18 protein-coding genes are annotated in these 23,389 nt (G+C 68.6%); 5 read left to right on the plus strand and 13 right to left on the minus strand.

The window, feature by feature from the left end; genetic code table 11:
- Nucleotides 1-72 precede the first annotated feature (72 nt).
- Both L3V85_RS04545 and L3V85_RS04550 read left to right on the plus strand, forming a co-directional pair.
- A complete protein-coding gene (locus L3V85_RS04545; protein ID WP_237678216.1) occupies nt 73-786 on the plus strand; it encodes an SDR family oxidoreductase in 714 nt (237 codons plus the stop codon).
- Nucleotides 787-1,038: 252 nt separating this feature from the next.
- On the plus strand, nt 1,039-2,502 hold the full coding sequence (locus L3V85_RS04550) for a SulP family inorganic anion transporter (RefSeq protein WP_237678217.1): 1,464 nt from the start codon (nt 1,039-1,041) through the stop codon (nt 2,500-2,502).
- Between the two features lie 63 nt (nt 2,503-2,565).
- On the opposite strand, the gene L3V85_RS04555 is transcribed toward L3V85_RS04550, so the two are convergent.
- The gene (locus L3V85_RS04555; RefSeq protein ID WP_237678218.1) at nt 2,566-3,516 is read right to left on the minus strand and encodes an AraC family transcriptional regulator; all 951 of its coding nucleotides are present in this window, start codon (nt 3,514-3,516) and stop codon (nt 2,566-2,568) included.
- A 76-nt stretch (nt 3,517-3,592) separates the two neighbouring features.
- Here L3V85_RS04555 and L3V85_RS04560 point away from each other — a divergent pair, with 76 nt between their 5' ends.
- Complete coding sequence (locus L3V85_RS04560; protein ID WP_237678219.1) at nt 3,593-4,801, plus strand: multidrug effflux MFS transporter; 1,209 nt, start codon at nt 3,593-3,595, stop codon at nt 4,799-4,801.
- 7 nt (nt 4,802-4,808) lie between these two features.
- On the opposite strand, the gene L3V85_RS04565 is transcribed toward L3V85_RS04560, so the two are convergent.
- The 6 genes from L3V85_RS04565 to atpE all read right to left on the minus strand — a co-directional run bounded on the left by L3V85_RS04565 (nt 4,809) and on the right by atpE (nt 9,923).
- The gene (locus L3V85_RS04565) at nt 4,809-5,528 is read right to left on the minus strand and encodes an ABC transporter ATP-binding protein (RefSeq protein WP_237678220.1); all 720 of its coding nucleotides are present in this window, start codon (nt 5,526-5,528) and stop codon (nt 4,809-4,811) included.
- Nucleotides 5,525-6,280: an ABC transporter ATP-binding protein gene (locus L3V85_RS04570; RefSeq protein WP_237678221.1), complete on the minus strand. Its 756-nt coding sequence runs from the start codon at nt 6,278-6,280 to the stop codon at nt 5,525-5,527. Before L3V85_RS04570 ends, L3V85_RS04565 begins: the two co-directional genes overlap by 4 nt.
- Complete coding sequence (locus L3V85_RS04575; protein WP_237678222.1) at nt 6,277-7,266, minus strand: branched-chain amino acid ABC transporter permease; 990 nt, start codon at nt 7,264-7,266, stop codon at nt 6,277-6,279. The genes L3V85_RS04570 and L3V85_RS04575 overlap by 4 nt, the downstream gene beginning before the upstream one ends.
- Entirely contained in the window at nt 7,263-8,183 is a 921-nt protein-coding gene (locus L3V85_RS04580) for a branched-chain amino acid ABC transporter permease (protein ID WP_237678223.1), read from the minus strand. Before L3V85_RS04580 ends, L3V85_RS04575 begins: the two co-directional genes overlap by 4 nt.
- 130 nt (nt 8,184-8,313) lie before the next feature.
- Nucleotides 8,314-9,519 carry an ABC transporter substrate-binding protein gene (locus L3V85_RS04585; protein ID WP_237678224.1) on the minus strand — a complete coding sequence of 402 codons (1,206 nt, stop codon included), beginning with the start codon at nt 9,517-9,519 and terminating at the stop codon, nt 8,314-8,316.
- 164 nt (nt 9,520-9,683) lie between these two features.
- Nucleotides 9,684-9,923, minus strand: a complete 240-nt coding sequence (atpE, locus tag L3V85_RS04590) for a F0F1 ATP synthase subunit C (RefSeq protein ID WP_012745530.1) — start codon at nt 9,921-9,923, stop codon at nt 9,684-9,686.
- A gap of 207 nt (nt 9,924-10,130) precedes the next feature.
- Here atpE and L3V85_RS04595 point away from each other — a divergent pair, with 207 nt between their 5' ends.
- Nucleotides 10,131-12,158 (plus strand): sensor histidine kinase, encoded by a 2,028-nt coding sequence (locus L3V85_RS04595; protein ID WP_237678225.1) that lies wholly within the window; start codon nt 10,131-10,133, stop codon nt 12,156-12,158.
- Complete coding sequence (locus L3V85_RS04600) at nt 12,155-12,868, plus strand: response regulator transcription factor (protein ID WP_237678226.1); 714 nt, start codon at nt 12,155-12,157, stop codon at nt 12,866-12,868. Before L3V85_RS04595 ends, L3V85_RS04600 begins: the two co-directional genes overlap by 4 nt.
- Before the next feature lie 28 nt (nt 12,869-12,896).
- Here the strand turns inward: L3V85_RS04600 and L3V85_RS04605 are convergent, their stop codons facing one another.
- From L3V85_RS04605 to L3V85_RS04630, 6 genes are all read right to left on the minus strand, one after another.
- Nucleotides 12,897-17,609 carry an Ig-like domain-containing protein gene (locus L3V85_RS04605; protein WP_237678227.1) on the minus strand — a complete coding sequence of 1,571 codons (4,713 nt, stop codon included), beginning with the start codon at nt 17,607-17,609 and terminating at the stop codon, nt 12,897-12,899.
- Between the two features lie 126 nt (nt 17,610-17,735).
- Complete coding sequence (locus tag L3V85_RS04610; RefSeq protein WP_237678228.1) at nt 17,736-18,590, minus strand: class I fructose-bisphosphate aldolase; 855 nt, start codon at nt 18,588-18,590, stop codon at nt 17,736-17,738.
- Nucleotides 18,591-18,630: 40 nt separating this feature from the next.
- Nucleotides 18,631-19,635, minus strand: a complete 1,005-nt coding sequence (locus tag L3V85_RS04615; RefSeq protein WP_237678229.1) for an aldo/keto reductase — start codon at nt 19,633-19,635, stop codon at nt 18,631-18,633.
- The gene (locus L3V85_RS04620; RefSeq protein WP_237678230.1) at nt 19,632-20,660 is read right to left on the minus strand and encodes an ABC transporter permease; all 1,029 of its coding nucleotides are present in this window, start codon (nt 20,658-20,660) and stop codon (nt 19,632-19,634) included. The genes L3V85_RS04615 and L3V85_RS04620 overlap by 4 nt, the downstream gene beginning before the upstream one ends.
- Nucleotides 20,657-22,180 carry a sugar ABC transporter ATP-binding protein gene (locus L3V85_RS04625; RefSeq protein WP_237678231.1) on the minus strand — a complete coding sequence of 508 codons (1,524 nt, stop codon included), beginning with the start codon at nt 22,178-22,180 and terminating at the stop codon, nt 20,657-20,659. Before L3V85_RS04625 ends, L3V85_RS04620 begins: the two co-directional genes overlap by 4 nt.
- Nucleotides 22,177-23,223, minus strand: coding sequence for a substrate-binding domain-containing protein (locus tag L3V85_RS04630; RefSeq protein ID WP_237678232.1), 1,047 nt, complete (start codon nt 23,221-23,223; stop codon nt 22,177-22,179). The genes L3V85_RS04625 and L3V85_RS04630 overlap by 4 nt, the downstream gene beginning before the upstream one ends.
- Nucleotides 23,224-23,389: the final 166 nt, after the last annotated feature.

Below are 23,389 nucleotides of genomic sequence, written 5' to 3' on the forward strand. Positions count from 1 at the left end.
CGGGCCCGTGCTTGGCAGGGGAACCCGATCCTTGGCTAAATGCAGGCTTCGCATGACCCAAGGAACCTTCGCATGTCTTCTGAAGCACAGAAAAAAGTAGCCATCGTCACCGCCGGTGGCAGCGGCATGGGCGCTGCCGCGGCCCGCAAGCTCGCGGACGATGGTTTTCGCGTCGCCATTCTTTCGTCGTCGGGCAAGGGCGAAGCGCTGGCTGCCGAGCTGGGCGGCATCGGCGTGACGGGCTCGAACCAGTCGAACGACGACATCAAGCGCCTGGTGGACAAGGTCACCGACCAGTGGGGCCGCGTCGATGTGCTGGTCAACAGCGCCGGCCACGGTCCGCGCGCGCCCATCCTGGACATCACCGACGAAGACTGGCATCGCGGCATGGACGTCTACCTGCTGAGCGCGGTGCGGCCCGCCCGCCTTGTCGCACCGCTGATGGTGGCGCAGGGCGGCGGCAGCATCATCAACATCTCGACCTTCGCCGCATTCGAGCCCGACCCGGTGTTTCCGACCTCGGGCGTGTTCCGCGCGGGCCTCGCGGCCTTCACCAAGCTCTTCGCCGACAAGTACGCCGCGCAGAACGTGCGCATGAACAACGTGCTGCCGGGCTTCATCGACAGCCTGCCCGAGAAGGCCGAGTTCCGCTCGCGCATTCCGATGGGCCGCTACGGCAAGAGCAGCGAGATCGCGGCCGTCATCGGCTTCCTGGCGTCTGAAGGCGGCGGCTACATCACGGGGCAGAACCTGCGGGTGGACGGCGGCATCACGCGCTCGGTGTAACGGCCGCCGAGGGTGGGCTGCCTACAATCGCAACCCATGTGTCCAAGGATGCCCCGCTTTCCCATCCGCCGCCGGCAGTCAGGCTGCTCGCGGCCGACGCCTCCTTGAAGGCTGCGCAGTGACGCGCGGCGGCCTCTGCGGCCGCCACGAAACCCCGGGGAGCCGCAAGCAAGCCGGCTTCCTTTTCGCCTCCTGCCCGTGGCCCGCATCGCCCCCTCGGCCGATGCGGGCAGCCTTCTATTTCTTCTTCTCATGTCTTCTTCCCCGCACAGCCGCCTGCGCGCCGAATGGTGCCCGAGCATTCCCCGCGAACTGATGGCGGGCGCCGTCGCCACCTTCGCGCTCATTCCCGAGGTCATCGCTTTCTCTTTCGTGGCCGGCGTCGATCCGGCCGTGGGTCTGTTCGCCTCTTTCGTCATCGGCATCGTCATCGCCTTCACGGGTGGACGCCCGGCGATGGTGTCGGCCGCCGCCGGTTCGGTGGCGCTGGTGGCCGCGCCGCTGGTGCATGCGCACGGCCTGCCGTACCTGCTGGCGGCGGGCGTGCTCGCGGGCCTGATGCAGATCGTGTTCGGGCTGCTGCGGCTCGGGGTGCTGATGCGCTTCGTGTCGTCGTCGGTGCGCACGGGGTTCGTCAATGCGCTGGCGATCCTGATCTTCGCGGCGCAGATGCCGCACTTCATCGGCGCCAACATGGCGACCTGGGCCATGGTGGGCCTCGGGCTGGCCGTCATCTACCTGCTGCCGCGCATCACCACCGCCGTGCCGTCGCCGCTGGTGTGCATCGTGGTCGTGACGCTGGTGGGCCACTGGCTGGACCTGCCGCTCAAGACGGTGGCCGACCTGGGGCAACTGCCCGGCGCGCTGCCGGCCTTCGCGCTGCCCGATGTGCCGCTGACGCTGGAGACGCTGCGCATCATCGCGCTGCCTGCCTTCGCCATTGCGATGGTCGGCCTGCTCGAATCGATGATGACCGCCAGCGTGGTCGACGAACTGACCGACACGCCGAGTTCGAAGAACCGCGAATGCAGCGGCCTGGGCGTGGCCAACGTGGCGGCCAGCTTCTTCGGCGGCATCGCCGGCTGCGGAATGATCGGCCAGACGGTGAGCAACGTGCGCTACGGTGGGCGCGGACGCCTGTCGACGCTGTTCGCGGGTGCCTTCCTGCTGATCCTCATGGTGGCGCTCAAGCCCTGGGTGTCGCAGGTGCCGGTGGCGGCGCTGGTGGCGATCATGGTGATGGTCTCGGCCTCCACCTTCGACTGGGGCTCGCTGCGCGCGCTGGTGCGCCACCCGCGCATGTCCAGCGCGGTGATGCTCGCGACGGTGGCCGTCACCGTCGCCACCGACAACCTGGCCGCGGGCGTGGCCACCGGCGTGATGCTCAGCGGTGTGTTCTTCACCTTCAAGGTCGCGCGCCTGCTGCATGTGGATGCGCAGCCGGGCGAGGAGGGCGCGGCGCGGGTCTATCGCGTGCGGGGCCAGGTGTTCTTCGCGTCGGCCGACATGCTGGTCGATGCCTTCGACGTGCGCGAGATCGACGGCGCGCCGGTACGCATCGATGTGTCGGCAGCGCATTTCTGGGACGTGACGGCGGTGGCCGCGCTCAGGAAGGTGGTCGAGCGGCTGCGCAAGCATGGCAGCACGGTGGAGGTCACCGGCATGAACCAGGCCAGCCGGGATCTGGTGCTGCAGCTCGACGCGGCACCCGAATAAGGGTGCATGTTCGCCTTCTGACTTCGGCGCGCCGGCCATGGCCGTGCCGGCGGCAGGAACACCCTAGAGCCCGGCCGAGCGCTCGCTGCGGCTGAGCGTACGAAAGCGCCCCGGGCTTTCGCCCACCATGCGCCGGAAGGCCGCGCTGAAGGCGGTCTCCGACTGGTAGCCGATGCGCTCCGCGATGCGTGCGATCGCCTCGTCGCTGTGCCGCAGCGCATTGCGCGCGACCGTCATGCGCCAGCCGCCCAGGTAGTCCAGCGGCGTGGTTCCCGTCAGTGTCTTGAAGCGCACGGCGAAGGCCGTGCGCGACATGCCCGCCGATTGCGCGAGCCGCTCCACGGTCCATGGTTGCGCGATGTCGCCGTGCATGCGCGACAGTGCTTCGCCGATGCGCGCATCCGTCATTGCGCCGAGCCAGCCTTCGGGCTGCGGCGCGTTCGCCAGGTGCACGCGCAATGCCTGCACGAGAACCAGCGCGGCAAGGTGCGTCTGCGCGATCGAAGCGCCCGGCCGCGGCTCGGCCGTTTCCCAACCCAGCAGGTCGAGCAGGCCCCGCAGCGGCGTGGCGCCGGGGTCGCTCGCGCGCAGGTGAATCAGCGGCGGCAGATGGCGCAGCAGCAGTTCGCCCGCCTCGCCGGTGAGCGCGAACCGGCCGCTGGCCAGCACCACGAGCGGGCCGTCTTGCGCGCCCTGGCCGTCGTAGCGCAGCACGCCGTCGGGTCCGCGATGGTCGCGGTTGAGTTGCGTGCCGTCCCGCAGCGGCCCGGGCGGGTCGCTCGACGCCGAGAAGGGCAAGCCGTTGGTCAGCAGAAAGAAGTCGCCGGCCTCCAGCACGACGGGCACGGCCGCGCCGTCGACATGCAACTGGAAGCGGCCGGTGAGCACGCAGCCCAGCTTGATGTGCGAGGCGTACTGCGAATAGCGGAAAGCCCAGCGCCCGCGCGCCTCGAAGCGCGACGAGAGCGTGCTGCTCACTGTGAGCATCGACAGCACATCGGACAGCGGGTCCATGATTTCCGTACGAATGAATAAGAAAAGCGGCCTCTCGATTATTCAATCATTCAGGCCGAAGCGCGACCATTGGCGCATGTCCTCTTCGAACGCTCAAGTTTCCCGCTACGCCATCGTGCTGGGCCTGCTCACCACGATCGGTCCTTTCGCCATCGACATGTACCTGCCGGCGCTGCCCGCCATCGGCCACGCTCTGGGGGCAGATCCGCATGCGATGCAGGCCAGCCTGATGGCCTTCTTCATCGCGGTCGGTGCCGGCCAGTTGGTGGCGGGGCCGCTGTCGGACATGTTCGGGCGCCGCAGGCCGATGGTCGCGGGCCTCGTGCTGTTCATGCTCGCGAGCATCGGCTGCGCGCTGGCGCCGGACGTCGGCGTGCTGATCGCGCTGCGCTTCCTCCAGGGGCTCGGCGCCTGTGCCTGCATGGTGACGCCGCGCGCCGTGGTGCGCGACCTGTACACCGGCCCCGAAGCGGCACGCATGATGTCGCTGCTGCTCATGGTCTATAGCGTGTCGCCGATCCTCGCGCCGCTGGTCGGCAGCTTCGTGGCCGAGTCGGTGGGCTGGCGCGCGGTGTTCGGCGTGGTCGCGGCGCTGGGGCTCGCGGGCCTGGCGATGCTGATGGCCTTCCTGCCCGAGACGCGGCCCGCCGCCGCACGCCTGTCGAGCAACTTCCGCAGTGCGATGGCCGGCTACGGCTTGCTGCTGCGCGACCGCCGCTTCATGGCGCTGGCTTTCATGGCCTCTTTCACCGTATCGGCCTTTTTCGTCTATGTGGCCAATTCGCCCTTCGTGATGAGCGCGCATTACGGCGTGTCGCCGAGGCAGTACGCGCTGCTGTTCGCGCTCAATGCGGTGTCGCTGCTCGCGCTGTCCCAGGCCAACGGCTGGCTGGTTACCCGATTCGGCATCCGGCGCGTGCTGCGCACCGCGGTGATGGTGCAGGCCGGCTCCATAGGCTTGCTGCTGGTGCTGACGCTCGCGGGCATCGACCGGCTTGCGGTGATGGTGGTGCTGCTGATGATCGGCTATGGCGTCAACGGCCTGATCGTGCCCGCGACCTTCGTGCTGGCGATGGAGGGGCATGCATCGCTCGCGGGCACCGCGTCGGCGCTGATCGGCACGATGAACTTCGCCGGCGGCGCGTTGATGGTGGCGTTGGTCGCGCCCTTCGCCAATGGGAAGCCATTGCCGATGGTGGCTGGCATCGCGGCCTGCGCGGCGGTGGTGTTCGTGCTGGCGATGCGTTCGCCGGGTGTACGGCACCCGGCCGCGGTGGCGGCGTGAGCCTCCTCTAGACGCCCAGGTAGCGCGTCCAGAGCGACCGGTCGGCATCCAGCGCCGCCGAGTCGCCCTGCCACACCACGCGCCCGCGTTCCAGGATCACATGGCGGTTGGCCAGCGGCAGCAGGCGCTGCACGTACTTGTCGACCACCAGGATCGCTTCGCCCTCGGCCTTGAGCGTGGCGATGCAATGCCAGATTTCCTCGCGGATCACCGGTGCGAGGCCTTCGGTGGCTTCGTCGAGGATCAGCAGGCGCGGGTGCGTTGAGAGAGCCCGCGCGATGGCCAGCATCTGCTGCTCGCCGCCGGAGAGCTGGTTGCCCGCGTTGGCCTTGCGCTCCGACAGGCGCGGAAAGAGGCCGTAGAGCGCCTGCACCGTCCAGCGTGGCGCGCTGCCGGGGCGCGGCCGCGCGAAGGCTCGCAGGTGCTCGTCGACGCTGAGGTTCGGGAACACATGCCGCCCCTCGGGCACGATGGCCACGCCGCGCCGTGCGATGGCGTCGGGCTTGTGGCCGCCGATGGCCGCGCCGTCGAAGCGCACGTCGCCGCGCATCGGCGCCAGCGTGCCGGTCAGCACCTTCAGCAGCGTGCTCTTGCCCATGCCGTTGCGGCCGAGCAGCGCGAGCACTTCGCCGGGGCGGATCTCGATGTCGATGCCGAACAGCACCTGGCTCGCGCCGTAGCCGGCCTCGATGGCCTTCGCTTCGAGCAATGTCGTGGCCGTGTTCATGAGTGGCCTTCCGCTTCGGTGCCGAGGTAGACGGCCTGCACATCGGGGTGGCCCCGCACTTCGTCGGCCGTGCCGCTCATCAGCACCTTGCCCTGCACCAGCACCGTGAGCCGGTTGGCCAGGCGGAACACGGCGTCCATGTCGTGCTCGATCAGCAGGATGGCCATCGACGCGCGCAGCGATTCGATCAGCTCGACCATGCGCGCGGATTCGTCGGGGCCCATGCCGGCCATCGGCTCGTCGAGCAGCAGCAGCTTGGGTTCGGCCGCGAGCGCGAGCGCCACGTCGAGCGCGCGCTGAGCGCCGTGCGGCAGCGTGCCCGCGATGCGGTCGCGTTCGCCGCCCAGCCCCACGCGGTCGGCCAGTGCCACTGCGCGGTCGATCAGGTCATGCTCCTTCGCGCGCGGCGCCATGAAGCGCAGGCTGCTGCCCGCATGGGCCTGCGCGGCGAGCATGAGGTTGTCGTGCACCGTTTCCTTGGCGAACACGCGCGTCACCTGGAAGCAGCGCGACATGCCGGCGGCCACGCGCTGGTGGTCTTTCAGCGAGGTGATGTCTTTCTCGTCGAGCAGCAGGCGGCCGGCGTCGGCCTTCAGCAGCCCGGTGATGAGGTTCACCAGCGTGGTCTTGCCCGCGCCGTTCGGCCCGATGAGCGCATGCACTTCGCCGCGCTCCACCGTGAGGTTCACATGGTCGGTCGCCAGCAGGCCGCCGAAGCGCTTGACCAACCCTTCGATTCTGAAAAGGCTCATGGTGTCGTCTTGCTCCCTTGCCCCTCAGGGGAGAGGGTCGGGGTGAGAGGCAAGCGGCGCCTGTACAACGCGGCCAAACCTTTGGGCGCCCACAACGCAACGGCGATCAGCAGCAACCCGAGCGGCATGTGCCAATGCTCCGTGTGCTGCTTGAGCACTTCCTCGAGCACCAGCCACACGACAGCCCCCACGGGCCCGCCCCAGCTGCGCCCCAGCCCGCCGATGACCACCATCACCAGCAGCGTGGCCGACTGCGTCCAGTGCATCGTCGCCGGGCTCACGAAACCGTTGCCGCCGGCCAGCAGCGCGCCCGCCAGCCCCGCGATGGCACCGGCAATCGCGAACGCCACCAGCTGCAGCCGGAACACCGGATAGCCCAGCGCCCGCATGCGCGTCTCGTTGTCGCGGATGCCCATCAGCGCATGGCCGAAGCGCGATCGGGTCGCGCGGTGCAGCCACCACAGCGCGAGCGCGACGATCGCCAGCACCACCCAGTAGAAGTTCGATTCGTTGCCCAAGTCGAGGCCGGGCAGCAGCGTGGGGCGCGACATCAGCGTGTAGCCGTCGTCGCCGCCATAGCGGCGCAGCGACACCACCACGAAGTACAGCATCTGCGCGAAGGCCAGCGTGGTCATGATGAAGTACACGCCGCGCGTGCGCAGCGCCACCGTGCCGATCAGCGCCGCGACCAGGCCGGCCACGAGCGCGGCCGCCGGCCACATGATCCAGCCCGACATCACGCCCGCGTCGCTGAGCGCCACCACCGTGTACGCGCCCATGCCGATGAAGCCCGCATGCCCGAGCGCGACCATGCCGCCGAAGCCGAGGATGAAATTGAGGCTCGCGGCAGCCAGCGCCACGATGAGCACGCGCCGCACGAAGCCGATGTAGAACTCGAGCCCGAATAGAGGCGCGATCAGTGGGAACGCCGCGAGCAGCACAAGGAGCAGCCCGAGGCCGATGTAGCGTGAGGGTGAGGTCTTCATGCGCGTGCCGAGAAGAGCCCGGAGGGCCGGAAGATGAGCACCACCACCATCAGCGCGTACATCGCGACCTCGGCGAACAGCGGCCCCAGGTCGGCCGCCGTGGCCGGCGGCAAGGTGGCGCGCAGCAGCATCGGCACGAAGGCCCGCCCCACGGTATCGACCACGCCCACCAGCAGTGCGGCCACGAAGGCGCCGCGCACCGAACCGATGCCGCCGATCACCAGCACCACCAGCGCCGGGATCAATATGGCTTCGCCCATGCCGACCTGCACCGCGACGATGGGGCCCATCAGCGCGCCGGCCAGCGCCGCCAGCGCGGCACCCAGCAGGAACACGCCGTTGAAGATGCGGCCCACGCGCACGCCCATCAGCTCGGCCATCGGCCGGTCGGACGCGCCCGCGCGCACCCGCATGCCGATGCGCGTGTGGTTCACCAGCAGGTACAGCGCCAGCGCCACCAGCAGGCCGCCCGCCAGGATCACCAGGCGGTAGGCCGGGTAGGGCAGCCCGTCCATGAGCTGCACCGGACCCGAGAGCGCGGCCGGCGTCGGCGCCATCACCGGCGACGGGCCCCAGGCCATCGTCACGATGTCGTCGGCCACCAGGATCACGCCGAAGGTGGCGAGCACCTGCGCCAGATGGTCGCGCGTGTAGAGGCGACGCATCAGCAGCACCTCGAGCAGCAGCGCCACCACCACCGTGACCGCCACCGCGATGACGATGGCGGCGGCGAACGAGCCGGTGCGCGTGTGCGCCTCGGCCGCCACGTAGGCGCCCGCCATGAACAGCGAGCCGTGCGCCAGGTTCAGCACGTCCATGATGCCGAACACCAGCGTGAGCCCGGCCGCCAGCAGGAACAGCATCAGCCCGTAGCCGAGGCCGTTGAGCAGCTGCTCGAGAACAAGAATTCCACTCATAGGATCAACAGGGTTGCCCGCATTTCATTCGGTGAACACCGAGGAACCGGCTTCGCCGGGCCTCAGGTGTTGCCCCCGGCAGGGGGAAGGCGAAGCGGACACGAAGTGCCGCGCAGCCTGGGGGCGAGCCTTATTTCAGCGGGCACTTGTCGGCGTAGCTGTCGCCGTAGTTGGTCAAGACCGTGTTGATCAGCTTGTTCGTGACCTTGCCCTGCGCATCCTTGCCGATCACGCGCAGGTAGAAGTTCTCGATGGGGTAGTGGTTGTTGGCGTACTTGAAGCTGCCGCGCGTCGAGGCGTAGTTGGCTTTCTTCAGTGCGGCGATGACGGCTTCGCGGTTCTGCGCGTTGCCGCCGGATTGCTTCACGGCCGCGTCCATCGCGAGGATGGCGTCATAGGCCTGCGCCGCGTACACCGACGGATAGCGGCCGTTGTATTCCTTGCGGAACGCGGCCACGAAGGCCTTGTTGGCGGGGTTGTCGAGGTCGTGCGCCCAGTGCGATGTGTTGAACAGGCCGAGCATCGGCTCGCCCACGGCGCCGATCACGTCTTCGTCGGCAGAGAAGCCGCTGGTCACCAGCGTGATGTCCTTCGACAGGCCCGCGCCCACGAACTGCTTGATGAAGTTGATGCCCATCGCGCCGGGCAGGAAGAAGTAGATGGAGTCGGGCTTGGCCGCGCGCAGCTGCGCGAGCTCGGCGGCGTAGTCGATCTGGCCGAGCTTGGTGTAGAGCTCGTCGGCCACCTGGCCCTTGAACTGGCGCTTGAAGCCGCCCAGCGCGTCCTTGCCGGCCGGGTAGTTGGGCGCGATCAGCACGATCTTCTTGAACGCGCGGTCTTGCGCGAACTTGCCCGCGGCTTCGTGGAACTGGTCGTTCTGGTAGGCGGTGCCGAAGAAGTAGGCGTTGCACTGCGCACCCGCGAACTGGCTGGGGCCCGCGTTGGCCGACAGGTACGGCACCTTGGCGTTGAACAGCGTCGGGCCCACGGCCAGCGCCACGTTGGAGCCGATGGGACCGCTGAAGAGGTCGATCTTGTCGCGCTGGATCATGCGGTCGACCAGCTGCTTGGCCTGGTCGGGGCTGCCGGCCATGTCGGCCTGCACGAACTCCACGTCCTGTCCGCCGAGCTTTCCGCCCAGCTGCTTGATGCCCAGCGCGAAGCCGTCGCGCGCTTCGGCGCCCAGCGCCGCGAACGGCCCCGAGATGTCGAGGGCCAGGCCCACCTTGACGGGCGCGGCCACGGCCTGCACGGCGGTGCCAAGGGCGGCGCCGCAGAGCAGCAGCGACAGCAGGGTGCGCGGCAGCGCGGGCGACTTCGGGGACAGATGGCTCATGGGTTCTCCGGCGTGGAAGGATGAAACGACGCACCGGCGCCGCGTTGGCGGCAGCGGAGGCATCGAACCGTTGATAGCTAAATACTTTAGCCATAAACAATTCGGTGTCAACGGTACTAGCACGAATGGTGCCAGTGCGCCGTGTCCCTTCGCCTTGCTTCCCTTCAGCCGAAGGGGTTGGCCGTGGCGAACCACAGGCCGATGCCGGTGGCGATGATGAAGGCGCCGTCGGTCACGCCGGCCACCAGGAAGAACTTGGTCTGCAGCGTGTCGACCAGCTCGGGCTGGCGCGCGGTGCTTTCCAGGAACTTCTGCCCGACCAGCCCGATGCCCAGGCAGGAGCCGAGGGCCGCGACGCCGATCAGCAAGGCGACTGCGAGGGGAAGGATGTTGAAGCCGGTCATGGTGTTTTCTCCTGGTTGGTTGATGGATCGATGGGTCGATGGAGGTACTTTCCCAGAGCGGGTGCGCGCGGTCCATGACGTCGCAGGTCATGGTCCCGGTGTGAGAATCGCCGGCTTGTCGTTCATGCCGGAGGCAGAGCCATTCCCCCGATCGATCCCGCCCGCTTTGCCGACTGGCTGCGCCGCCTGCCGCTCGCGTCGTGGCTGTTGTTGTTGCTGCTGCTCGGCATGTGGGCTGCGCCCGCCTTTCCCGCGCATGCCGCGCGCGTGGACGACGGCGACGGCCTCGCGCAGCCGTTCAGCCTCGCGTCTTCGCTCGAGGTGCTGCGCGGTCCGCGCGACGCGCTGCCCGAGCAGGAGGTGCTGTCGGGTCGACGCGATGCCGACTTCACCCCGGCCGACCCGGACGCCGGCCCGCTGGCATGCGCGCAGGGCACCGTGTGCTGGGTCCGCTTCTCGCTGGCCCGCACCGACCTGGCGCCCGACGACTGGCTGCTGCGCGTGCGCACGGTGCGCCCGGGCTCGGTGGAGCTGTACGAACCGAAGGAAGCCGGCGCTTACGAACAAAGCCTCACCGGCCGGCAGTTCCCGCTGAACTGGCGCTTCGCGACCACCGATCTGTTCTTTCCGCTGAACCTGCCGACATCGCCGACCACCTACTACCTGCGGCTGGACGACACGCCCAGCGCCGACGGCTTTTCGCTGTTCCAGAGCGGCGGCTTCGAGCGCCAGCAGCGCCAGTACGGCGCCTACCTCAACATCAGCATGGGCGTGGCCTTCGCGCTGCTGGTGATCAACCTGGTGTTCTGGCGCTGGCTGCGCGACACACTGTTCCTGCACTTCGCGTTCGTCATGTGCGCGGCCGTGCTGCTGCATGCGTGGCAGACCGTTCCGTCGACCTGGGAGCCGCAGCGGCTTGGCGACCTCGGCCTGCGCGCGGCGCTGCAGGGGCTGATGCAGGCGGCCATCGTGCTGTTCGTCGCGCGCCTGTTCGAGCTGAGAAGGCACATGCCGGGTGCATGGTGCACCGCGCAGGCCTTTGCGGTGCTCAACCTGCTGATAGGCGCCACCGCATGGGCCGGGCATCACGAGCCGCTGGAATTCTGGGTGGCCGTCATCGATCTTGCGGGGCTGGGCGGATCGGTGCTGGTGGCGGGCTGGTTGCTGTTCGTGCGGCGGCAGTGGCAGTTCGCGTGGCCGGCGGTGCTCACGCTGTTCCTGGCCTTTTCCAGCGGGCTCGGCCGGCTGCAGTGGCTGGGGTGGGTCGATGTCGGGCCCGACGAAGGGCTGGGCGTGACCTGGGCCGCGGTGCGTCTGGCCTACATGCTGCTGCTCGCCATCGTGGTGGCCGACCGCACCCGCCAGGCCGAGATGCTGTTGCGCGCCGCGCGCGGCCGCGCGCTCGAAGACGCCCTGCGCGCCGAGCGCCAGCTCGAAGACAAGGTGCATGAGCGCACCCAGGCGCTGGGCCGCAGCAATGCGCAGCTCGCGGCCGAGATCGAGGGCCGCCGGCTCGCCGAGGCCAGCCTGCAGCGCGCGCTGGCCTCGGAGCGCGAGGCCATGCAGCAGCAGCGCCAGTTCGTGTCGCTGGTGTCGCATGAATTCCGCACGCCGCTCGCGGTGATCGACGCCACCGCGCAGTCGATCGCGTTGCCGGGCGTGGAGATCCAGCCCCGCCTGGCCAAGATCCGGCGCGCGGTGCAGCGGCTCACGCTGCTGGTGGTCAACTGCCTGGCCGACGACCGCTTTCATGCCGAGGGCGCGGCGCTGAAGGTGGAGCGCGTCGACCTGCGCGCGCTGGTCGAGCGGCTCGTGCAGGCCTTCGGGCCGACCGACCGCGCGCGCATCCGCTTCTCGCTGCCCGCGTGCGAGGCCTGGACCGACGGCGACGCCGCGCTGCTGGAGATCGCGCTGCACAACCTTGTGCAAAATGCCGTGCACTATTCACCCGCCGAGTGCGACGTGCGCGTCAGCCTCGCACTGGTCGAAGGCGGCATGGCCCGCGTGGATGTCGAGGACTTCGGCAGCGGCATTCCGCCGGATGAGCAAGCCAGGATTTTCGAGAGATTTTTCCGTGGAACGAGTTCGAGAAAAGCGAGCGGCACCGGCCTGGGGCTGTTCCTGTGCAGCGAGATCGCGCGCGCGCACGGCGGTTCTGCCGTGCTGCTGCGCTCGGGGCCGCAAGGCAGCGTCTTCCGTGTCGAGGTGCCCATGAGCGGGGCGCGTTCCACATGAAGCCGCTGCGCGTCTACCTGGTCGAGGACGACGAAGACCTGCGCGAAGAGATGGTGCTGCTGCTCAGCCGAACCGGCCTCGAAGTGCAGGGCGTGGCCGACGCCCCGGCCTTCTACAAGGCCCATGCGCTCGCGCCCTGCGACGTGGCGGTGCTCGACATCGCGCTGAACGGCGAGGACGGCCTGTCCATCGCGTCGAACCTGCGTGCCACCGGGCCCATCGGCATCGTGATGGCGTCCGCCCGCGGCGCGGTGCATGACCGACTCGAGGCCCTGCACGAAGGCGCCGACGCCTACATGGTCAAGCCGATCCACATCGAGGAGCTGGTCGCGACCGTCCGCACGCTGGGCAGCCGCGTGCGCGCGATGATGCCGGCGCATGCCGAGCGGCCCGCGGCGGTGAGCGCGCCGCCGCCTCCCGCGCCGCCGCGCTGGCAGCTGACCGAAGGCGACTGGGTGCTGTGCGACCCGGCCGGGCGTGCGCTGAAGCTCACCACCACCGAGCGCGCCTTCCTCGCCTGCCTGCTGCGCGAAGACGGCAAGGTCGTGAGCCGCGAAGAACTGTTCATCGGCATGGACGTCGCACCGCACGACACCGACCCGAAGCGGCTGGACGTCATCGTCAGCCGCCTTCGCCGCAAGGCCATGCAGGCCGGCCTGCGGCTGCCGCTGCACGCGGTGCGCGGCGCCGGCTTCCAGTTCATCCGGTAGCCGGCGCGCGCCGCGCGGCCGCGGCCCGTCAGGGCATCTGAGTCCAGTTCTGGTTGTTGCCGCCGTTGCAGGTCCAGGTGATCAGCGCCGTGTCCTGCGCCGTCGCGCTGTTCGGGATGTCCAGGCACGAGCCCGATGCACGGTTGCGGATGGTCGAGCCGATCACGTTCCACTGCGTCGTGTTGCCGGCCGAGCAGGCCAGTTGCACCACGGGCGCGTTGGTCGTCGCCGTGCCGTTCTGCGCCAGGCACAGGCCGCTGTGCTCGGCCACGAACTGTACGTAGCCGCCCGTGAGGGTGGTGATGGTGAACTTCTCGTTGTTGGCGTTGCCGCAGGGCCATTGCACCGCGGTCGTACCGCTGGTGTTGAGCGCGCCCTTGATGTTCACGCACATCGTCGGGTTCAGGTCCGAGCGGATGCGCGTGACGACGGCCGGGGCCGTGTCGAGCGAACGCACGTACTCGCGCAGCGCCACCACGTCGTTCGGCGGCAGGCTCGACGCGTTGCCGTGCCCGCTGGCCAGCACGTCCTGCAGCGTCGCGGCCTGGCCGTTGTGGAAGAACGCGGTGGTGTTCCAGGTGCCCGACAGCGTCGGCGTGTCGAAGCCCACGCCCGCCAGCGGCTGGTTGCTGCCCTTGCCCGACGAGGCCTGGATGGTGCCCACGTCGTGCCGCAGTCCGTCGCGGAAGGTGCCGCCGCTGTGGCAGGTCGCGCACTGGGCCGTGGTGTTGAACAGCGTCTGTCCGCGCACCGCGTCCGCGCTCAGGCTGCCGTCCGCGTTGCGCGCGGGGCTGCGCATGAACTTGCTCAGCGAGTTCAGGTAGGCCGCCATGTCGTCGAGCTGCGCGTTCTTGCCGGCCTTGGGCGCGCCCAGCGGGTCGGAGGTGGCCGCGAAGTCGGCGTTGCTCAGGAAGCCGGTGCCGCCGAACTCGTTGCGGATGTCGTTCTCGAAGTCCTGCACCTCGTCGAAGTTGGCCGTCCAGTGCAGCTTGCCGTGGCCGGTGCCGCGCCGGCCCTGCAGGCTGATGGTGCGGCGCAGGCCCTCGCCGCGCTGGGTGAAGTCCCACACCATGCCGTCGTCGCCGCCGTCCGCGTGGCAGCTCGCGCAGGACAGGTAGTTGTCCTTGCTCATGCGGCGGTCCGACGCGTTGTAGAACACCTGCTTGCCGCGAAGCGCCGCGGCCGCCAGCGGCTCCACCGCCACCGTCTGCACGTTCTGCAGGAAGCTCGGGGCATTGGTCTCCGACGACAGCACGGAGGCCACGTCGTGCACCGACACCGAGCGCGCCAGGAAGTTGTTGACGAACAGCCGCTTGCGCGCCGCGTCCAGGTACAGGCCGTGCGGCGCGCTGCTGGCGTTGATCTCGCCGCGGATCGAGCGGCTGTAGGTGTCGACGATGGCCACGCGGTTGCCTTCCATCTGCGCGACGAAGATGTAGTCGCCGGCCGGAGAGAACAGCGCGGCGCGCGCCGGTGCCCGGTCGTCGAAGTCGATCTGCTCGTCGAACTTGTGCGCCGCCGCCTGCAGGTCGACCTGCGACAGGATGGAGCGCACCGTCTGGTCGTGCACGAGGTTCGTGCCGTCGCGGAATTTGCCGCGCACGATGTTGTCCTTCTTCGAAGGCAGCACGGCGCGCGTGCCGTCGGGCGAGATCACCACCTGCGCGGTGTAGTTGGCCACGCCGCGCGCGCGGCTCTCGGTGTCGACCGTGGTGGTGTCCACCGGCAGCGCGATGGCGCCCATGCCGCTCATGCTCTGCAGGTTCACCTTGTGCAGCTGGTTCCCCGTCATCTTCGACTTGAAGCGCGTGACGTAGGCCACCTGCGAATCGGCCGCGACCGCGATGCCACGCAGGTCGCCCTCCAACGCCACCGCGCCCGTGGTGTTGCCGTTGGCCGGGTCGAAGCTCATCAGCACCGACCTGCTCTCCAGCGTCAGCAGGCCCCGGCCGCCGTCGGGCGTGAAGACCACGCCGTAGGGGCCGCTGCCGTAGGCCAGCGCCACGGTGGCGGAGACGGTGCCGTCGGCCGGGTTGAGCGCCACCAGCTTGTCTTCGCCGTGCACCGGCACCCAGATGCGGCCGTCGGGGCCCACGGCCAGCGTCTTCGGCTCGTCGCCCACGCGCGTCTCCCAGCGCTTGGCCAGGGTCTGCGCGTCGATGGCGGCCACCGTGCCGCTGTCGGGGTTCACCGAGTACACCGAGTTGGCGTCGCCCGCGATGTTGGTGGTGTGCGTGGGCGCGCGCGCGGTGACCGGCGCGATCACCGTCAGGTTGTAGGTGTAGTAGGTCTCGCGGCCCTGGGCGTCGCGCACCGTCAGCGTCACGGTGTAGTGGCCGGGCGTCGTGTAGGTGTAGGTGTAGTTCGGCTGGTTCGAGAAGCTCGTCTGCGTGCCGTTGCCGAAGTTCCAGCGGTACTGCGCGCCGCTCGCGCCCAGCGTGGCGGGGTTGAACACCAGCTGGCCGTTGACCAGCTTCGGTCCGCCGCCGATGCCGGGGTCGCCGATGACGGCCTGGCCGCGCAGCGTGGCCACGTCGGCGTCGCTCAGCACGCGGCCGTACACCCGCACTTCCGCCAGCGTGCCCTTGAAGAGCGCGGCGTTGCCCTGGATCTGCCCCAGCAGCTGGAACTTGTTCGCGAGGCCCTTGGTGCCGGTGAGCCCGGCGGAGGTGGTCTTCACGCCGTCGACGTACACGGCCTGCGCGCCGGAGGCGGCGTCGCGCGTCAACACCACGTGGTGCCAGTTGCCGTCGTTCACCGCGGCCGAGGAGGCGGTGCCCGCGTCGTTGCCGACCGACAGCTTGATGCGCCCGCTGCCGTCGAGCCAACCCCAGAACACGTCGTCCGCGCCGCCCGACTGGTCGCGCCCGAAGATGCCGGGCGCGGTCCACGAGTTGGCCGCGCCGGCCTGCGTGGTCTTCATGTAGAAGCTCAGCGAGGCGGTGCCGCCGAGCACGGTGGCCACGCTGTCGTTCTTCAGCGGCACGCCGGCCGTGCGGTTCGCGAAGTTCAGGCCGATGCTCTCGAAGGCGTCGCCGGTGGCCGGCGTGCCGTTGTTGGCGCCGATCTGGTCCGACAGGCTGCCCGCCAGCGTCCAGTGGTGCATGAGGCTGATGTCGCTTGCGTTGCCGGTGTGGAACACCGACTTGTAGTCCGCCGCGATGGCGTTGCCCGCATAGTCCTTCACGCCGTTGGCGGGCAGGAACACTTCATAGCTGGTGCCCGGCTGCAGCGGCTGGTCGGGCGAGAAGTTGATGATGCCCAGCTGCACGCTGTAGGTGCCCGCCAGCGTGTTGCCGCCCACCGGCCGCACGATGAAGGTGTTGGCGTTCACGCTCTCGGGCCGGATGTTGTCGGTCATGCCCAGGCCGATGCGCGAGGTCAGCGCCTGCTGCTTCGCGCCGCTGGCGGGCGAGACCTGCTTCACCTCGGGCTTGGTGGTGTCGGGGTCCACCGAATGCACGATGAAGCCGCTGCCCGAGCCGTGGTCGTTGCCCACGAAGACGAGGTTGCCGAACATCGCGACCTGCCCGTTGTCGGAGTGCGAGAAGTTCGGGTCGTCCTCGCGCAGGATGCTGCCGCGGCCCACTTCCACGTGGTTGAGCGGGTTGCTCACGTCGACCTTGTGGATGCGGGTCTGCGCGCCCTGGATGACGTAGTTGTCCTGCGTGGCGCAGTACAGCTGCTCGTCGATGACCAGCCGGTTGTCTTCCGCCACGAAGCGCGAGCGGTCGCTCAGGTCGTAGCTGTACATCTTGGCGCCGCTGTTGCGCGTGGAGACGTGCAGGTTCCTGCCGTCGAAGCAGGTCGCGTAATAGAAGGGCGTGGTGCCCACGATCGAATCGAGCACCTTGGGGTTGAGCGGGTCCGAGATGTCCAGGCTCGCGAAGCCGCCGTTGCTTTCCATCGCGGTCAGCACCATGTGGTTGCCCATGGTGAAGATCGGGCCGATGCGAAAGCCGCCGAGTTCGCCGGTCGGCACCGGGTTGGGCTTGCCCGCGCCGCGGTTCGCGATGACGGCGTTCGCGGGATCCGTGGCGTCGACGATGAACACGCCGCGGCCCGCCGAGGCCACGTACAGGTAGGGCGCCTGCCACCACAGCTGCCAGGCGACGTTCTCGTAGTCGCCGCCGCTGACGCCGGGCAGCGCCAGCTTCTTGATCTGCTTGACGTCGTTGATGTCGGTGAAGTCCCAGAACTCGACGCCGTTGATGCTGGGCAGCACCACGTAGGTCTTGCCGGCGATCTTCGCGGTGCCGAAGGAATGGGTCTCGCGGAACTCCTTGGTGCGCCCCTCGGGCTCGTAGATCTTCTTCACGAGCTGGATCTGGCGCGGGTTCGACACGTCGTACAGCAGGAAACCGCCCGGGCCCAGGCCGCTGTCCGGCGCGAAGGAGGTGAGGAAGTAGCCGTTGATCATGATGCCTGCGTTCATGCCGTAGTCCTTGCGGCCCGGGTAGGTGGCGGGCACCTCGCGCGATTCGTAGGCATTGCTGTGCGCCGGATCGAGCGGATGCGCGGCGCTGGTGATCATCGACACCGGCTTGAACAGCTCCGCCGAGGTGTAGGTGAGGTTGCCCAGGCCCGGCCCCTGCAGCGGGAGCGGGTCGGCCACGGCCGCGGAAACCGCCGCCGCCATGTTGTTCAGGGTCGTCACCGGACTGACCCCGGTGAGTGCGGCGTGCGTCAGCAGCGTGACGAACGGCAGCAGGAACGCCATCAAGTAATACCGGATTCTCATCGTCGCCTCCAGGTTGTTGTGTCGGTCACTTGCAAAAATGCGCGCGCAGGCGCACCCCCGGCCGGCGACTCGCGCCGCCGGCCGTACAGCCTCTCCCTCTCTTTTTTTCTCGGGGCGTCGCCGTCGCTACTTCTTCGCGCCGCCCGATTCGTAGATGTCCCATGCCTCCTTGGCGCTGGCGCCGCGGTGGATCATGGCCATCAGCGCATCCACCACCGCCGACGGGTTGGCATGCTGGTACACGTTGCGTCCGTACACCATGCCGACCGCGCCCTGGTCCATCAGCACGCGCGAGCGCTCGAACACCTGCTGCAGGTCTTCGCGCCCGCCGCCGCGCACGAGCACGGGGCAGCGCGCGGCCTGCACCACGCGGTGGAAGTCGGCGGGGTCGGCGGTGGGGTCGGCCTTGACGATGTCGGCGCCCATGTCGCGCGCCAGGCGCACCAGCGTGACGATCTTCTCGGCGTCGCCGTCCACCGCGTAGCGGCTGCCGGCCGAAGGCGCCTGCATCACCAGCGGCTCGATCATCAGCGGCATGCCGTAGCGGTCGCAGTCGGCGCGCACGCGGGCGATGTTCTGCACGCACTGGCGGAACAGGTCGGGTTCGTCCGGCAGCATGAAGAGATTGACCACCACGCAGGCCGCGTCGCGCTGCACCGCCGGCAGCACCGGGTCGTGCTCGTTCTGCAGCACGGCCCACATCACGCGGTGGCGCGTGGCGTTGTAGGGGTTGCCCATGTCGATGCGCATCACGAGGGCCGGCTTGTCGCGGCCCGGGCGGTCCTGCAGCAGGTCGGACTGGCCGTAGTTGAGCTGGATCGCGTCGGGGCGCGCGGCCAGCAGGCGGTCCATCACCGAGGGCATGTCTTCCAGGCCTTCGAGGAAGCTGGGCTCGTTGCACACGCCGTGGTCCAGCGCGATGTCCAGGCAGCGCCCGTTGTTCAGCAGCCGGTTCAGGCGTGCGGTCTTGTCCTTCGACATACGAAAGAGATCCTTGTGTTGAGATGGGATGGAAGGGGCCTCAGGCCAGTGCGGCCAGGTGCCGGGCCGCGGCGGCGTCGATGAGTGCCAGCGCGTCGCCTCCGAGGTGCACGGAGCCAGCGGCCGCGTTCTCGACGGCCTGCTTGCTCACGCGGGCGCCGCATAGCGCCACGGAAACGCTGCCGCGCGCCAGCGTCCACGCGATCATCATCTGGCCGAAGGAGCATTCGAGTTGCCCGCGCAGCGGCTCCAGCTCTTCGAAGAAGGCCTTGAGCTTCGCGCGGTTCTGCGCGCTGAAGCGCGGGTTGCTCGCGCGCTGGTCGTCGCCGGTGAACTGGCGTTCGGGGTCGATGGGGCCGGCCAGCAGGCCGAGCGCCAGCGACGAATAGCCCAGCACCGCCACGCCGTGCTCGGTGCACAGCGGCACCAGCGTCTCTTCGATCTCGCGGTCGAGCAGGCTGTAGCGCTCCTGCGCCGCATCGACCGGGCCATGCCGCAGGTACTCCGCCAGCGTCTCGGGGCTCACGTTGCTCACGCCGATGGCGCGGATCTTTCCCTGCTTCTTCAGTTCGAGGAGCGCGTCCATGGTCTCGGCCACGGGCGTGGTGGCGTCCTGCCAGTGCGTGATGTACAGGTCGATGTAGTCTGTCTGCAGGCGCTTCAGGCTCTCTTCGCATTCATGGAAGATCGATTCGCGCCCGAGGTAGCGGTACACCGGGTGGCCGTCTTCTTCGAAGAAGTGCGTTCCCTTCTGGGTGTGCCACACCAGCCCGCACTTGGTGGCGATCACGGCCTCCTGGCGGCGGCCTTTCAGCGCGGCGCCGACGATGCTCTCGGAGCGCCCCAGGCCGTAGGCCGGCGCGGTGTCGATCAGGTTCACGCCCGCGTCCAGCGAGGCCTGGATGGCCAGCACGGCGGCCGCGTTGTCCCCGCCGCCCCACATCCAGCCGCCCATGGCCCAGGTGCCCAGGCCGATGGCCGAGCACTCGATGCCCGAGGGGCCGAGCTTTGTCTTCTTCATCGATGCGTTCTTGTTGCTGCTCATCGCTTGGTCTTCCTCGTGTTCATGATGTGGTCGATGGTCACGGCCGCGAGCAGGATCAGGCCCTTGATCACGTCCTGCCAGTAGGGCGACACGTCGAGCAGGATCAGCGAGCTGGTCACCACCGACAGCAGCGCCAGGCCCAGCACCGCGCCAAGCACCGTGCCCGATCCGCCCTTGAGGCTGGCCCCGCCGATCACCGCCGCGGCTATCACGTTGAGCTCCATGCCCATGCCGAAGGTGGGCGTGGCCGCGCCGAAGCGCGCGGTGTAGATCACGCCGGCCAGGCCCGCCGATGCCGAGCACAGCACCGTGACCCAGAACTTCACGTGCCCCACGCGAATGCCCGAGTACAGCGCGGCCTTCTCGTTGCTGCCGGTGTAGAACACGCGGCGCAGCAGGGTGGAGCGGCGCAGCACGAAGTCGCTCACCACCACGATCAGCAGGAAGATCAGGATGACCGCCGGAATGCCGAACAGCGTGCCCTGGCCGATGAACTTGAACTCCGCCGGCAGCGAGAACAGCGACTGCGGCGTGCCCTGCGTGAGCGCCAGGCACAGCCCGCGCACGATCACCATGAAAGCCAGCGAGGCAATGAAGTGATTGAGCCCGATGCGCGTGACGCAGCCGCCGATCATGGCGCCGATCAGCGCGCTCGCGCCGATGGCCACCAAACCCGCCGTCCACGGATCGAAGCCCATGAGAAAGAGCTTGCCCGTGACCACCATCGCGAAGCAAACCACCGAGCCCACCGACAGGTCGATGCCGCCGACGATCAGCAGGATGGTCATGCCCACCACCACGATGCCTTCGATGGAGAACGACAGCAGCATCGCGCGCACGTTGTCCCACGTGAGGAAGTAGGGCGACGCGAAGCTCATGCCCACGCACAGCGCGGCGATGATGAGCAGCAAGCCCATCTCGCGCATGCTGCCGAGCTTGCTGGCGGGTTTGACGGGGCCTCCCCCCGACTGGTGTGGCTGGAGGCCCGGTGCGGCCCCCGCGTCGAGTTGTGCCGGGTAGTTCATGCTGTCGCTTCCTCTTCGCAAAGTCCGGAGGCCAGCCGCAGCAGCGCCTCTTCCGTCATTTCGTTGTCTTGCACTTCGCCGGCCAGCCGGCCGTCGCGTATCACCAGCGCGCGGTCGCACAGCCCGATGATCTCGGGCAGCTCCGAGGAGATCACCACCACGCCCACGCCCTGGCTGGCCAGCTCGCGCAGGATGTGGTGGATCTCCGACTTGGCGCCCACGTCCACGCCGCGCGTGGGTTCGTCCATCAGCAGCACCGAGGGGTTGGTGGCCAGCAGCTTGGCGATGGCCACCTTCTGCTGGTTGCCGCCCGACAGGCTTGCCACATCGATGTCGACCCCGTCGGACTTGAGCTTGAGCTTGCCGCCCAGGTCGAGCGCCAGCTTGCGTTCGGCCGCGCGCTGCAGCAGGCCGAAGCGCGAGCTCACGCGCCTGAGCGCCATCGACGCGATGTTCTGCGCGATGGGCAGGTCGAGGTACACGCCCGCCGCCTTGCGGTCTTCGCTGAGGTAGGCGATGCCTTCGCGCAGCGCGTCGCTGTACTTGCGGATCGCCAGCGTCCTGCCGCGCAGGCGCACCGCGCCGCGCGTGGCGGTGCGCAGGCCGCACACGGTCTCGGCGAGTTCGCTGCGCCCGGCGCCCATGAGGCCCGCGATTCCGAGGATCTCGCCGCGCCTGAGCGTGAAAGAGACGCCGTGCACGCGCTCGCCGTCTGCGATGTCGCTCACTTCGAGCACCGGCTCGCCGTGCGCCGCGTCGCCGTGCTTCGGCGGGTAGTAGTTGCCCAGGTCGCGCCCGACCATGCGGCGCACCAGCGCGTCGGCGTCGAGTTCGGCCAGCGGCCCGCAGTGCACGTTGCGCCCGTCGCGCAGCACCGTCACGCGCGAGCAGTGCGCGAATATCTCGGCCATGCGGTGGCTGATGTAGATGATGCCGATGCCCTGCGCCTTCAGGTCGTGCAGCACCTTGAAGAGCGCGGCCGATTCGTTGTCGGTCAGCGCGGCGGTGGGCTCGTCGAGGATCAGCACCTTGCAGTCCAGCGTGAGCGCCTTGGCGATCTCGATGAGCTGCTGCGTGGAAATGCTCAGGTCCTTCACCAGCGCGGCGGGGTCCACGTCCTGCCCCAGCCGCTGCAGCACGCGGGCCGCGCGTTCGTTGAGGCTCGCGTAGTTCATCCACGCATGCTTGCCGGCGTTGATCTCCGGCATGAAGATGTTCTCGGCCACCGTGGCGTCGCCGCACAGGGCGATCTCCTGGTGAACCAGGCCGATGCCCAGGCGCATGGCATGCGCCGGGCCGTCGATGACCACCTTGCGGCCGTCGAGCGAGGTCTCGCCCTCGTCCGGCTGGTGAATGCCATCGATGATGTTCATCAGCGTGGACTTGCCCGCGCCGTTCTCGCCGCACAGGGCGTGGATCTCGCCGGCGTGCAGCGTGAAGTCCACGCCCGTGAGCGCGCGCGAAGCGCCGAAGCGCTTGCTGATTCCCTTCAGTTCGAGCAACGCGCTCACTGCGTTCACTCGCCGATTCCCTTGGTGCCGCGGCGGGCGAGGTACTTGTCCCAGTAGAAGTCGTCGGCGTTGGCCTTGCTGACCACCGCCAGGCCGTTGTCCAGGAAGGGCACTGCCATCGGGTTGGCGCCGTTGCGCTTGGCGTCGTTCATCGGGTCGATGAGCGTCGGGTTCTTGGCCAGGAACAGCATCATCATGCCCATGTAGCCCTGCATGCCCTGGTTCGGGTTGATGGAGCCGAACACGTCGCCCGACTTGATCATGTCCAGGATCTTGGCGTTCACGTCGCAGCACATCACCTTGATGTTCTTCTTGGTCTCGACCTTGGCCTGCGCCGCGCCCAGCGCCGAGTTGGCCTCGGGCATGAACAGGGCGCCCAGGTTCGGGTTGGCCTGCGCCAGGCTCAGCACCGCCTGGTAGGCCTTGTTCGGGTCCTGGTTGCTGGCGGCGCGGCCGACCAGCTTCATGCCCGGGTGCTTGGTCTTCATGCGGTTGATGAAGGCGGCGATGCGGCGGTCGTGGTTGTCCTGGCCGGGGTTCTCCAGCACCGCGTATTCGCCCTTGCCGCCCATCGAAGCCGCGATGGCGTCGGCCGCCTGCGTGCCTTCGCGGTCGTTGTCCGAGGTGATGAACGAGGTGCGCTTGGAGTTGGGCGAGTCGGCCGCGAAGGTGACGACCGGGATGCCCATCGCCGCCGCGCGGTTGATGGGTTCGATGAACGGGTCGGGGTTCATCGGATGCAGCAGGATGCCCGCCGGCTTGCGCGCCAGCTCCTGCTCGAAGGACGCGAGCTGCTTGTTCACGTCGTACTCCGGCGTGCCGGTGTAGCGCGTCTTCACGCCCAGCGTGCGGCCGAGCTGCTTCATCATTTCGTAGACCGGAAACCAGTACTCCACGCCCGACACCATCACGTTCATCACGTAGACGTCGCTGGCGTTGCCGCGCAGGCCGGCGCCCGCCGCCGGTGCCGCTTGCTGCTGTTGCGCGAATGCGCTCGCGCCCGCCAGGCCGATACCGGCGGCCGCGGCGGACTTCAGGAAATTACGCCTCATTTTTGTCTCCTCACGTTGTGTGGCACAGCTTGCCGATGCTGCTTTTCAAGGCAGCCCTCTGATCCTCGTTGTCACGACAGTTGTTATGACAGGCTAGAATGTACGCGCTGGCCGTTTGACGGGATAACTAGGGGAAACGCTACTGGCAACGGGCTTTTGTTCCGCC

It is taken from the genome of Variovorax paradoxus, assembly GCF_022009635.1.
Classification (GTDB): Bacteria; Pseudomonadota; Gammaproteobacteria; order Burkholderiales; family Burkholderiaceae_C; genus Variovorax.